Origin of the sequence: Sphingomonas elodea ATCC 31461 (assembly GCF_000226955.1) — a bacterium.
Classification (GTDB): domain Bacteria; phylum Pseudomonadota; class Alphaproteobacteria; order Sphingomonadales; family Sphingomonadaceae; genus Sphingomonas; species Sphingomonas elodea.
The window spans coordinates 1-12359 of sequence record NZ_AGFU01000061.1 but is presented as its reverse complement, the minus strand read 5'-3'; the positions used below and the strand labels follow the sequence as shown (position 1 = coordinate 12359).

The 12359-nt window shown below is 66.1% G+C and carries 12 protein-coding genes; 9 read left to right on the top strand and 3 right to left on the bottom strand.

Features of this window, described 5'->3' with window-relative positions:
• Positions 1–33: 33 nt before the first annotated feature.
• Both KK7_RS22695 and carA read right to left on the bottom strand, forming a co-directional pair.
• Positions 34–408 (bottom strand): hypothetical protein, encoded by a 375-nt coding sequence (locus KK7_RS22695; protein WP_138983981.1) that lies wholly within the window; start codon positions 406–408, stop codon positions 34–36.
• Positions 405–1568, bottom strand: a complete 1164-nt coding sequence (gene carA / locus KK7_RS0115390; protein ID WP_010545543.1) for a glutamine-hydrolyzing carbamoyl-phosphate synthase small subunit — start codon at positions 1566–1568, stop codon at positions 405–407. The genes KK7_RS22695 and carA overlap by 4 nt, the downstream gene beginning before the upstream one ends.
• 143 nt (positions 1569–1711) lie before the next feature.
• On the opposite strand from carA, the gene KK7_RS0115385 reads away from it, so the two are divergent.
• From KK7_RS0115385 to KK7_RS0115350, 8 genes are all read left to right on the top strand, one after another.
• The gene (locus KK7_RS0115385; RefSeq protein ID WP_010545542.1) at positions 1712–2164 is read left to right on the top strand and encodes a GatB/YqeY domain-containing protein; all 453 of its coding nucleotides are present in this window, start codon (positions 1712–1714) and stop codon (positions 2162–2164) included.
• A 60-nt stretch (positions 2165–2224) separates the two neighbouring features.
• Positions 2225–2635 (top strand): endonuclease domain-containing protein, encoded by a 411-nt coding sequence (locus tag KK7_RS0115380; RefSeq protein WP_051121368.1) that lies wholly within the window; start codon positions 2225–2227, stop codon positions 2633–2635.
• A 4-nt stretch (positions 2636–2639) separates the two neighbouring features.
• Entirely contained in the window at positions 2640–4535 is a 1896-nt protein-coding gene (dnaG, locus tag KK7_RS0115375) for a DNA primase (RefSeq protein WP_010545540.1), read from the top strand.
• Positions 4536–4577: 42 nt separating this feature from the next.
• Complete coding sequence (rpoD, locus tag KK7_RS0115370) at positions 4578–6605, top strand: RNA polymerase sigma factor RpoD (RefSeq protein ID WP_010545539.1); 2028 nt, start codon at positions 4578–4580, stop codon at positions 6603–6605.
• Between the two features lie 204 nt (positions 6606–6809).
• Positions 6810–7475, top strand: coding sequence for a DUF6975 family protein (locus tag KK7_RS0115365; protein WP_010545538.1), 666 nt, complete (start codon positions 6810–6812; stop codon positions 7473–7475).
• Between the two features lie 53 nt (positions 7476–7528).
• Complete coding sequence (locus KK7_RS0115360) at positions 7529–8371, top strand: AAA family ATPase (RefSeq protein ID WP_010545537.1); 843 nt, start codon at positions 7529–7531, stop codon at positions 8369–8371.
• Positions 8372–8442: 71 nt separating this feature from the next.
• Complete coding sequence (locus KK7_RS0115355) at positions 8443–9621, top strand: vWA domain-containing protein (RefSeq protein ID WP_010545536.1); 1179 nt, start codon at positions 8443–8445, stop codon at positions 9619–9621.
• Entirely contained in the window at positions 9618–10316 is a 699-nt protein-coding gene (locus tag KK7_RS0115350) for an immunity protein Imm33 domain-containing protein (protein ID WP_010545535.1), read from the top strand. The genes KK7_RS0115355 and KK7_RS0115350 overlap by 4 nt, the downstream gene beginning before the upstream one ends.
• Here the strand turns inward: KK7_RS0115350 and KK7_RS20915 are convergent, their stop codons facing one another.
• Entirely contained in the window at positions 10317–10586 is a 270-nt protein-coding gene (locus KK7_RS20915; protein ID WP_010545534.1) for a hypothetical protein, read from the bottom strand.
• Positions 10587–10666: 80 nt separating this feature from the next.
• On the opposite strand from KK7_RS20915, the gene KK7_RS20910 reads away from it, so the two are divergent.
• On the top strand, positions 10667–12359 hold a 1693-nt coding region (locus KK7_RS20910; protein ID WP_010545533.1), incomplete at its 3' end, for a coiled-coil domain-containing protein.

The window sequence follows — 12359 nt, the reverse complement described above, 5'->3', positions numbered from 1 at the left end:
GTCATCAGCGGATCGTAGCTAAGCATATAGGTTTTATACATCGCCACCTGCCGAAGCAGCGTGATTGATTGTCAAGTTCGAGGTCATCTCGGCCGGAATCTGCTTAACACTAGAAGAATCTCCTATTTCAGGCTTCATGTGTGCAAGCATGATCTTGCGCTCTAGATGCTCCTCATTATGCAACCTATCTCGATCCACAAAGGTAAAAAATATTATTTGAAAGGCTGGAACAAACACGCCCACCGCGATCACTAAAACAAATAGTGTCGCATACTGCGGCGGAGCGTACCTTAAACCAGAAAACCCCAATAACGCGCAGAGGCTCAGAAAAAGAATTGCAGGCACAACCGCGCTACTGGTCTTTAACCGGTTCGTAATCCCGGCAAAATGACCCGATAGTTCCTTCACGCCATCATCCCCACGAACCGCTCGAACAGATAGAGGCTGTCCTGCGGGCCCGGGCTGGCTTCGGGGTGGTATTGCACGCTGAACGCCGGGCGGTCGGTGAGTTCGATGCCGGCATTGGAGCCGTCGAACAGCGACACATGCGTCTCGCGGGCATTGGCCGGCAGGCTCTCGCGCTCGACGGCGAAGCCGTGGTTCATGCTGGTGATCTCCACCGCGCCGTCTTCCAGCCGCTTGACCGGATGGTTGGCGCCGCGATGGCCCTGGAACATCTTGGTGGTCTGCGCCCCCACCGCGAGGCCGAGCAGCTGGTGGCCGAGGCAGATGCCGAACAGCGGCTTGCCGGTCTCGAGCAGCTGGCGGATCACCGGCACGGCATATTCGCCGGTCGCCGCCGGATCGCCCGGGCCGTTCGAGAGGAAGAAGCCGTCCGGATTGAACGCCATCACCTGCTCGAAGGTCGCGGTGGCGGGCAGCACGGTCACGTCCGCGCCGGCCTGCACCAGATTGCGGAAGATGTTGCGCTTCGAGCCATAGTCGATCGCGACGACCTGCGGGCGCTTGCTCTCGCCGCGGCTGGTGTCATAGCCGGCGCCGAGCTTCCACACGCCGCCTTCCCAGCCGAAATGCGTCTCGCACGACACGGTGATCGCGAGGTCCATGCCCTCCAGCCCCGGCCAGCCGCGCGCCTTCTCCAGCAGCGCGTCGAGGTCGAAATTGCCGGACTTCGAGTGCGCGATCACGCCGTTCGGCGCGCCGCCCAGCCGGATGCGGCGGGTGAGCGCGCGGGTGTCGATGCCCGACAGGCCGATCCGCTTGTGCTTCGCCATCCAGGCATCGAGATGCTCGGTGCTGCGGAAGTTCGACGGCTCGGTCACGTCCTGGCGGACGATCATGCCCAGCGCATGGGGATCGTCGGCCTCGATGTCGTCGGGGTTGGCGCCGACATTGCCGATATGCGGGAAGGTGAAATTGATGATCTGACCGGCGAAGCTCGGGTCGGTCATGATCTCCTGATAGCCGGTCATCGCGGTGTGGAAGCACACCTCGCCGACGGCATCGCCTTCGGCACCGAATCCTCGACCCCACAATATCTCGCCGCTCGCCAGAACCAGAACGCCCGTGGCTCCAACGGGCATGGACAAGGGTTTGGCGTCGGCCATTTGGGGCGGGCACTCCTGCTTTGGGTTTGCGATGTTGCTAAGGGCCGCCCGCTAGACCCCATGGGCGGGTGCGTCAATCTGTTAAGTTTTGCGGGGATCAGCTATGTCTCCGCGCTTTCCCGGACAAGATCGAGAGACCACGAATGATTCGCGACGACATCAAGGCTGCGCTGGTGACCGCCATGAAGGGCGGCGACAAGGAAACCACCGCGACCATCCGCCTGATCCAGAGCGCGATCAAGAACCGCGACATCGAAGCCCGCACCGGCGGCGCGCCGGCGGACGACGACGTGCTGGTCGTCGAGGTGCTGCAGAAGATGGTCAAGCAGCGCCGCGAATCGATCGAGATGTACGTGAAGGGCAACCGCCAGGAACTCGCCGACGCGGAAGCCGCCGAAGTGGTGGTGATCGAGCGCTTCCTGCCGACGCAGATGAGCGAAGCCGATACGGCGGCAGCGATCGAGGCGATCAAGGCCGAGCTGGGCGCGTCGGGCATGAAGGACATGGGCCGGGTGATGGCCGAGCTGAAGGCGCGCCATGCGGCGCAGCTCGACATGAGCAAGGCCAGCGCGCTGGTGAAGGCGGCGCTGTCGTAAATGGACGACGGGGACCGCTCTGCGCTCCCCCTCCCGCAGGCGGGAGGGGGCCCGGGGGGGGTGGGCCCCCGCTTCCGGCTGGACAGGCCGACCGAGCGGGCGCGCGAACTGCGGAACGATCCGACGGCAGCGGAAGAGCTGCTGTGGTCGAAGCTACGGAAGTCGCAGCTGGCCGGGCTGAAGTTCGGCCGGCAAATGCCGATCGCCGGGCATTTCGCGGACTTTGCGTGCCGCAAGGCGAAGCTCGTCGTGGAATTGGACGGTAGCCAGCATATCGAGATGAGCGCCGCCGATGCCGAGCGCACGCGGCGGATCGAGGCTGAAGGCTACCGTGTACTTCGCTTTTGGAATAATGACTTAACGTCGAACATGGAGGGCGTGTTGCAGGCAATCCTTACGGCTGCCTCGCCCAGTATGGAGCGGGGGCCCACCCCCCAGCCCCCTCCCGCTCGCGGGAGGGGGAGCAAATAGCCCCATGTCCCTCACCCCCGCCTTTCTCGACGAGCTCCGCGCCCGCACCACGCTGTCCACGCTGATCGCCAAGTCGGTGAAGCTGCAGCGCGCCGGCAAGGAGTTCCGCGCCTGCTGTCCGTTCCATAACGAGAAGACCCCCAGCTTCTACGTCAACGATGACAAGGGCTTCTACCATTGCTTCGGCTGCGGCGCGCACGGCGATGCGATCCGCTGGATGACCGACCAGCGCGGCCTGCCGTTCATCGATGCGGTGAAGGAACTGGCCCAGGCCGCCGGGCTCGACATGCCCGAGCAGGACCGCCGCGCCGCCGAAAAGGCCGAACGTGCCAAGGGCCTGCACGAGCTGATGGGCGACGCCGCGACCTGGTTCACCGATCGGCTGAACGGCATCGAGGGCGCCGAGGCGCGCGCCGTGCTCCAGCGCCGCGGGATCACGGCGGAGACCGCCCGTGCCTTCGGCCTCGGCTTCGCGCCCGATTCGCGCGGCAAGCTCAAGGAAGCGCTGAAGGCGTATGGCGACGCGATGCTGGTCGAATCCGGCATGCTGATCGCGGTCGAGGGCAAGGAGCCCTATGATCGGTTCCGCGGCCGGCTGATGATCCCGATCCGCGACGTGCGCGGGCGCACCATCGCGTTCGGCGGAAGAATCATCGGAGAAGGCGAGCCCAAGTACCTCAATTCGCCTGAAACACCGCTCTTCGACAAGGGCCGCACGCTCTACAATCTCGATCGCGCCCAGGCCGCCGCGCGCAAGGCCGACCGGGTGATCGCGGTAGAGGGCTATATGGACGTGATCGCGCTCGCCCAGGCCGGGTTCGGCGAGGTCGTCGCGCCGCTCGGCACCGCGCTGACAGAACACCAGCTGGAGCGGCTGTGGCGATTGTCCGAAGTGCCCCTGCTCTGTTTCGACGGCGATTCGGCCGGGCAGAAGGCCGCACTCCGCGCCGCCCACCGCGCGCTGCCGATGCTCGCCCCGGGCCGCAGCCTGGCCTTCGTGACGCTGCCCCAGGGGCTCGATCCGGACGATCTGGTCCGCGCGCAGGGCCCGGCCGCGTTCGAGGCCCTGCTGGCCAAGCCCGAGCCGCTGGTCGATCGGCTATGGGCAAGCGAGGTTGCGGCAGGCCCGCTCGACACGCCCGAGCAGCGCGCGGGCCTCAAGCGCCGCCTGACGGAACTTGCCGAACAGATTCAGGATCCGAACGTAAAGCACGAGTATATCGCCGAATTTCGTGCGCGTGCCGATCTGCAGTTCGGCCGCGGTCCGCGCGAGTTCCGCAAGGACCAGCGCGGGGCCGCCCCTGCCCGCCAGCAGCCACGCGGCACCCGCAACGCCCGCGGCGGCTGGCAGCCGCCCGAAGCCCCGCCCTCGCATCTGATCAAGGGCGTGCAGGCGAGCGGGCTCGATCCCATATTGGCACGCGCGGTGCTCGCCGGGCTGATCCGCCATCCGGTCGAGATCGCCCGCCACATGGAGATACTGGGGAGTCTGCGGAGTGCCTCGGGCGCGCTCGGCCGGCTATTCGAAGCCGTTGTCGAGGTCGCCCTTACCAATCCCGGCCTGCGTCAACTTGATAGCGAGGATTTCCTCACCATATTGGCCCGGTCCGGTTTCGATTCAGTGGCAAGCGAGTTGCTTCGCGCAGATACGCTCCCCTTCTCCTTCACGCGGCCCGCGGCCGACGTGGCGAAGGCGCGCGAGGATCTGGGCGAGGCGATCGCGGTGATGGCGGCACAGCCCGCCGTCGATGTGGCGCTCGCCGAGGCGACCGCCGCCCTGATGCGCGACGGGACCGAGGAAGCGTTCGCCCGCCAGGTGGCGCTTTCGCGGCAACGGCAGGAGCTTTTGGATCGGCTTGCCAATCTGATGCTTGCGGAAGACGGCGAATTTGAGGAATAGAGGCGGTGTAAAATTGCCGCCATCTGAGTTTCGAGGGATTTGATGGCGAAGGCGAACATGGCAGACGTCACCGACACGAGCGACACGAGTGACGCGCCGCTGATCGATCTGAACGAAGGTTCGATCAAGAAGCTGGTCGCGCGTGCGAAAAAGCGCGGCTACATCACCGTCGACCAGCTCAACGAGATGCTGCCGCAGGACCAGATGTCCTCGGAGCAGATCGAGGACGTGATGGCCGCGCTCAACGACATGGGCATCAACGTCGTCGAGAACGAAGACGCCGGCGAGGACGCCGAGTCCGAGGACGATTCGGCCGACGACGCCGAAACCGCGGACAGCAGCGACGATTCGGCGCCCGCCTTCGAGATTGCGAAGAAGAAGGAAACCGTCGATCGCACCGACGATCCGGTGCGCATGTACCTGCGCGAGATGGGCGCCGTGGAGCTGCTCAGCCGCGAGGGCGAAATCGCGATCGCCAAGCGCATCGAAGCCGGCCGCGACACGATGATCCTGGGGCTTTGCGAGTCGCCGATCACCTTCAACGCGATCATCGGCTGGTCGACCGCGCTCAACGAAGGCACGATGCAGCTGCGCGAGATCCTCGATCTCGATGCCATGCTCTCCAAGGGTCCGTCGGCCGAACAGGTCGAGGGCGCCGAGGACGACAATGGCGAGATCAGCGAATCGAGCACCGGCCCGAGCTTCAAGGAAGAGGAAGAGCCCGAGGAAGTAGCGTCCGACGAGGATGACGAGCTGACCGAACGCCGCGCCCGCCGCCCCTCGGACGACGAAGAGGAGGACAACACCCTCTCGCTCGCCCAGATGGAAGAGCAGCTCAAGCCCCAGGCGCTCGAGAAGTTCGCCAACATCACCGCGATCTACAAGAAGTTCAGCAAGGTCCAGCAGCAGCGGCTCGACACCATGTCGGCCGGCGAGGACTTCCCGGCCGCCGAGGAAAAGAAGTACAACAAGCTCCGCGAGGAACTCACCGCCGAGGTGGAGAGCGTCCAGTTCCACCAGGCGAAGATCGAATATCTCGTCGACCAGCTCTACAGCTTCAACCGGCGCCTGACGGCACTGGGCGGCCAGATGCTGCGTCTCGCCGAGCGCCACAAGGTCAGCCGCAAGGACTTCCTCGATCGCTATGTCGATCACGAGCTGGACGAGAACTGGCTGCCGTCGGTCGTCGGCATCGACAAGAAGTGGAAGAACTTCGTCGAGAACGAGAGCAGCTCGGTCGATCGCATCCGCACCGAGATGAGCGAGATCGCCCAACAGACGGGCATGACGCTCACCGAGTTCCGCCGCATCGTCAACATGGTGCAGAAGGGCGAGCGCGAGGCGCGTATCGCGAAGAAGGAGATGGTCGAGGCCAATCTCCGCCTCGTGATCTCGATCGCCAAGAAGTACACCAATCGCGGCCTGCAGTTCCTGGACCTCATCCAGGAGGGCAATATCGGCCTGATGAAGGCGGTGGATAAGTTCGAATATCGCCGCGGCTACAAGTTCAGCACCTATGCGACCTGGTGGATCCGTCAGGCGATCACCCGCTCGATCGCCGATCAGGCCCGCACCATCCGTATTCCGGTGCACATGATCGAGACGATCAACAAGCTGGTCCGCACCAGCCGCCAGTTCCTCCACGAGCAGGGCCGCGAGCCCACGCCCGAGGAAATGGCCGAGCGCCTGAGCATGCCGCTCGAAAAGGTGCGCAAGGTGATGAAGATCGCGAAGGAGCCGATCTCCCTCGAAACGCCGATCGGCGACGAGGAAGACAGCCACCTGGGCGACTTCATCGAGGACAAGAACGCGATCATTCCCGTGGACGCGGCGATCCAGGCGAACCTCAAGGAAACGGTCACCCGCGTCCTGGCGAGCCTCACCCCGCGCGAGGAGCGGGTGCTGCGCATGCGCTTCGGCATCGGCATGAACACCGATCATACGCTGGAAGAAGTCGGCCAGCAATTCTCGGTGACGCGCGAACGTATCCGCCAGATCGAGGCGAAGGCGCTGCGCAAGCTGAAGCACCCGAGCCGCAGCCGCAAGATGCGCAGCTTCCTCGACCAGTAAGCGCGCGCGACCTATCCAGACGGAAGACGGCTCCGGCACCTGCCGGGGCCGTTTTTCTTTGAGATATCGTTACGAGGATGAAAACAGCCTCTTTTCAAGATTAATTTCGCTGTAACCATCTTTCTATGCGCTTCGGTATATTCCCGAATGCAAAGGTCTTCCTGCCAGTCCGCTGCCGACGGCGCTGCCCAGAGGAAGAAGGTCATGCTCTTCGAAACCGCTCAGCTCGAACCCTTCTCGGGTGCTTGGGGATCGATGGGCGCGCTCGCGGGGACGGACGGGAGCGCACTGCATCCGCATCTGCGCGCGCTGCGTGCCGGCGCCCTGCCCCACCGCGATCTTGCGGACGCGGTGCATCACATCGCCCGGCTCCACGGCCGCCATCCTGGCCTGATCGACTATGCGACCGCGCATGCCCGCCGCCCGGTGGAATGCGACTGGATTGAAGCCGCGGCCGAGGCCTTCGTCGCCGAACGCGCCTATCTGGTGCGGCTGGTGGCCGCTGCCGGCCCCCTGCCAAGCACCCCTGGTCATGCGGAGAGCGAGGCCGCCGCCGCCGCGCAGCGCCACGCGCTAGACATGCTTGCCCAATCCGATCGCGCGGGCTGCGCAACCGGCGCGGCGGTGGCGCTGGCGATCGACTGGGTCTCGATCCGATCGGTGCTCGATCGCGCCGCGACCAGCTTCGGACTCGATGCCCTGCCCGCCCGTCTGCCCATCCCCGAGGAGACGGTGAGCGTTGTCGATGCGCTCGCCCGCGAGCCCGCACACGAACGCGCGATGCTGTTCGGCGCCCAGCAGGTCTTCGCCCAGCATCGCGGGCTGTGGGACCTGCTCGAAGCGCGTGCGAGCGCCCGCAGACGGGGCTGACCTGCCCCTCGGGATGGGTTGCATCCCGCCACTGTTCGGCCCACCTTGCGGTCATGCGCTTCGAAGGCACCCAGAGCTATGTCGCGACCGCTGACCTGAAGATCGCGGTCAATGCCGCGGTCACGCTGCGGCGTCCCCTCCTCGTCAAGGGCGAGCCCGGCACCGGCAAGACCGTGCTGGCGACGGAAATCGCGAAGGCGGTGAACGCGCCGCTGATCGAATGGAACGTCAAGTCGACGACCAAGGCGCAGCAGGGCCTGTACGAATATGACGCGGTGGCGCGGCTTCGCGACGGCCAGCTCGGCGATCCGCGCGTGCACGACATCGGCAACTATATCCGCAAGGGCAAGCTCTGGGAGGCGTTCACCAGCCCCGTCCTGCCCGTGCTGCTGATCGACGAGATCGACAAGGCCGATATCGAGTTCCCGAACGATCTGCTCCAGGAACTCGATCGCATGGAGTTCCATGTCTACGAGACCGGCGAGAATGTCCGCGCGGTTGAACGGCCGATCGTCGTGATCACCTCGAACAACGAGAAGGAACTGCCCGACGCGTTCCTGCGCCGCTGCTTCTTCCACTATATCAAGTTCCCCGACCGCGAGACGATGCAGGCGATCGTCGACGTCCACTTTCCGGGCATCCAGAAGCTGCTGGTCAGCCGCGCAATGGACCTGTTCTACGAGATTCGCGAGGTGCCCGGCCTAAAGAAGAAGCCGTCGACCAGCGAGCTGCTCGACTGGTTGAAGCTGCTCCTACACGAGGACATGCCGCTGGAGGTGCTCCAGTCGCGCGATCCCACCAAGGCGATCCCGCCGCTCCACGGCGCGTTGCTCAAGAACGAGCAGGACGTCATGCTGTTCGAGCGGCTCGCCTTCATGGCCCGGCGGCAGAAATGATGCGCCGAGCTGCCCACCTCCGGCGGTCAACGTAATGGACGCTGTCTCCGCGCCGGGCGTAGATTAGCCGCATGTTCCTCGCCTTTCTCGACGAACTGCGCGCCGCCGGCATTCCTGCCAGCCTGAAGGAACATCTGCTGCTGCTCGAGGCGCTCGACGCCCAGGTGATCGAGCCGACCCCCGAGGCCTTCTATTTCCTCGCCCGCGCCACCTATGTGAAGGACGAGGGGCTGCTCGACCGGTTCGACCAGGTCTTCGCCAAGGTGTTTCGGGGGATCGCGAGCAACACCGGCGTCGCGCCGGCCGAGATTCCCGACGAATGGCTCCGCGCGATCGCCGAGAAGTATCTGACCGAGGAGGAAAAGGCGCAGGTCGAGGCGCTCGGTTCGTGGGAAAAGCTGATGGAGACGCTCCAGCAGCGGCTCGCCGAGCAGCACGAGCGCCACCAGGGCGGCAGCAAGTGGATCGGCACCGGCGGCACCTCGCCCTTCGGCAATGGCGGCTACAACCCCGAGGGCGTGCGGATCGGCGGCGAAGGCAAGCATCAGCGCGCGGTGAAGCTGTGGGAGGCGCGCGACTTCCGCAACCTCGATTCCACCCGCGAGCTCGGCACCCGCAACATCAAGGTCGCGCTCCGCCGCCTCCGCCGCTTTGCCCGCGAAGGTGCCGCCGAAGAGCTGGACATCGACGGCACGATCGCCGGCACTGCCCGCCAGGGCTGGCTCGACGTGAAGATGCGCCCCGAGCGGCACAATGCGGTGAAGCTGCTGCTCTTCCTCGATGTCGGCGGATCGATGGACCCGTTCGTCAAGCTCTGCGAGGAGCTGTTCTCGGCGGCGACCAGCGAGTTCAAGAACCTGGAATTCTTCTACTTTCACAACTGCCTCTACGAAGGCGTGTGGAAGGACAATCGCCGCCGCTTTACCGAGCGTACCCGTACCGCCGACATTCTCCACAAATACGGCCCGGACTATAAGGTGATCTTCGTCGGCGATGCGTCGATGAGCCCGTATGAGATTACCCATGTCGGCGGATCGATCGAGCATATGAACGAGGAGGCCGGCGCCATCTGGCTGCAGCGGGTGACCGATACCTGGCCCGCCACCGTGTGGCTCAACGTCCTGCCCGAGGCGCAATGGGGCTATTCGCACTCGGTGACGATGATCCGCGAGCTAATGCGTGACCGCATGTTTCCGCTGACGATTGCGGGGATCGATGCGGCGATGCGCGAGTTGAGTCGAAAGCGATGAGTACGATCCGCGACATGCTCTACCGTTGGCGCCGGCGCTGGTTCGGCAGCTACACGATCGCCGATCCCCGGCCTCTGGCGGAGGCCGCGCCCTACACCTTTTTCCTGCCCAGCGAGAACGAACTGCTCGCGCTGCGGCCCGGCGACCTGGTGAAGCTGATCTTCCAGTCGACCCCGGTGTCCCGCGCCTATGCGGCGGAGCGGATGTGGGTACGCGTCACCCGGATGGAGGGTGAGCGGCTCTGGGGCGAACTCGACAACGAGCCGCTCGACATGCCCCAGCTGCGCGCCGGCCGCGCCGTCGCCCTTCGTCGCGGCGACGTGATCGACCTGCGCTGGGGCGACAATCATCCCGTGCGGCCGCCCTCCGCCCCCGCCCGCCGCCATTATGGCGCGCGCTGCCTGGTCGACGCCTGCGTGCTGGAGGATCGCGCCGCAGTCCATTACCTTTACCGCGAACTGCCGCTGCCGCCGATCGGGGCGGACGAGCCCGATAGCGGCTGGCGTATCCGTGGCGATTATCGCGGGCTGGAGGATGAAGCGATCGGGGCCCGCCCGGTCGAATGCGTTTCGCTCGGCAGCGTGCTCAATGTCGACGACAGCTGGGTGCATCTGATCGACGCACCGACCGGCTCCGCCTTTGTCCGGAACTGGGATACCGACATGTTCGAGCCGCAATCGGCCGAAGCCGACTGATCAGTCGACGCTCGAACGGCGTCCGATCAGCGCCCCGTCCAGCGTCTGTCGAACGGCGGCGTCGACGCCCGGCATCCCGCAGCTGCCCGCTAGGCGTTGCAGGTGCAGCGCCGCCCCCGCCCAGTGCGCGGCATCGCCTTCCTTGCCCGAGACGTCCGCGGCGCGACGCATGCTTTCCAGGAACGCGCGCTGCAGCTCCGCGATCAGCGCAGGATCCTGCTCCACCGCGGTGGCCAGGCTCGTATCGAAAACGGCGTGATCGTACAGCATGGCCGCATGCCTAGCACCGAAACGTTAACCATTCGTTCCTCGCGACTTGGTCCGGGCGGCAAAGCTGGTACAGTGGCCGGATGACTGGGGGATCCACCGCCGAATCCGCTGCGACATCCGAACCGCTGCGCGCCGAACCGCCTGTGCTGTCGGAAAGCCTGGTTGTCGATCCGCCGACACATGCTGCGTTCGCGGACGAGGAGCCGGCTGCCTCGCCCACGGCGTGGATCGCGCCGCTGGTCGCGATCCTGGCGGGCGTGGGTGCCACCTACGCCATGGCGGCACTGGCGGTACCGGCCTGGCAGGATACGACGAGCGACCTCGTTCGGGTCCAGCTGCTTGCCGCCTTGTGCGTCCCCGGCGGCGTGGTGGCGCTGCTCTATCTCGTATTGGTGCGCACCAGCCATGCCGAGGCGCGCCGCTATGCCGATACCGCGCGCGCGATGCAGGAGGCCGCCGTCGCGCTGGAGGCCCGCACCGCCGCGCTCACCGAGCGTCTGCTTGCCCAGCGCGCCGCGCTTGCGGAGCAGGAAACCAGTCTTTCGGTTCTGAGCGACGCCGCCGCCGAGCGGCTCGCCCACGCCGCTGCCGGTGCCCAGCGCCAGTCGGAGACGATCACCACCAGCACCCAGCGCCTGAGCGAAGCAGCAGGCGCCGCCGAGCACAGCGTCGCGGTGATTCTGGCGTCGCTGCCCAAGGCGCATGACGAGATGCGCGGGTTGGCGGAGCGGGTCGATGCCGCCGGTCTCCAGGCCGGGCAGACCGCCGCCGCGCTCGATACCCAGCTAAGCGCGCTGGCCGAGCGCGGGCGCGAGGCGGATCGTCTCGCCGGCGGCGCCGCCGAACGACTCGCCGCCCATATCGCCCGGATGGAAGCGACCAGCGAGGCGGCGAGCAGCCGGCTCGAGCAGGTCACCGACCAGATGTCGACCCAGGTCGATGCGGTGCTCGAGCGCGCCGCCGCGGCGGTCGACCAGTCCCGCCAGAGCATCGCCGCCCAGGGCGAAGCGATGCTCGCGATGCTCGGCACGAACCAGGCGGCACTCGAACGGGCCGGCGAGGACAGCAGCACCGCCATGGCGCAGCGCATGGGCCTGATCGAGGATGCCATCATCCGCATCTCGGCCCGGCTGAGCGAGGAGCAGCGCCGCAGCGACGCGCTGTTCGCCCGGCTTTCCGAAGGTGCCAGCGAGTTCGATCGCGAGCTTGAGGTGCTCCACGCCGCCGGCACCCGCCGCACCGAGGCGCTGGCAACCGCCATCCACAGTCTTCATCAGTCGATGGACGGCATGACCCAATCGATGCGGACCGGCGAGGCCACGGCACGCACGGTGATCGCCACCTCGGAGGACCTGCTGACCGCGCTCGATGCCGCCGCACGCGAGATCGACGAGACGATGCCAGGTGCGCTCGAGCGGCTGGACGGCCGGATCGACGCGACCCGCAAGCGCATCGCCGCCTCAAAGCTCGAGCTTCTCGGCCTGGTCACCGCCGCCGAATCCACCCATGACGCGGTGGAGGGCATCGCCGCTGCGGTCACCCGGCAGCAGGCGATCCTCGACAAGGGGCGTGCGGCGCTCGCGGAGACGCTGATCACTGCCACCGAACAGGCCGCGACGCTCAGCCAGGCGGTCGACGCCGCGATCCTCCACGCGAAGAGCTTCACCAGCGATGCCGCGCCGGATCTGATCGAAACGCTGATCCGGGTGCGCGACAGCGCCAACAAGGCGGCGGACCATGCCCGCGAGGCGATCGACGGCATCGTGCCGGCGG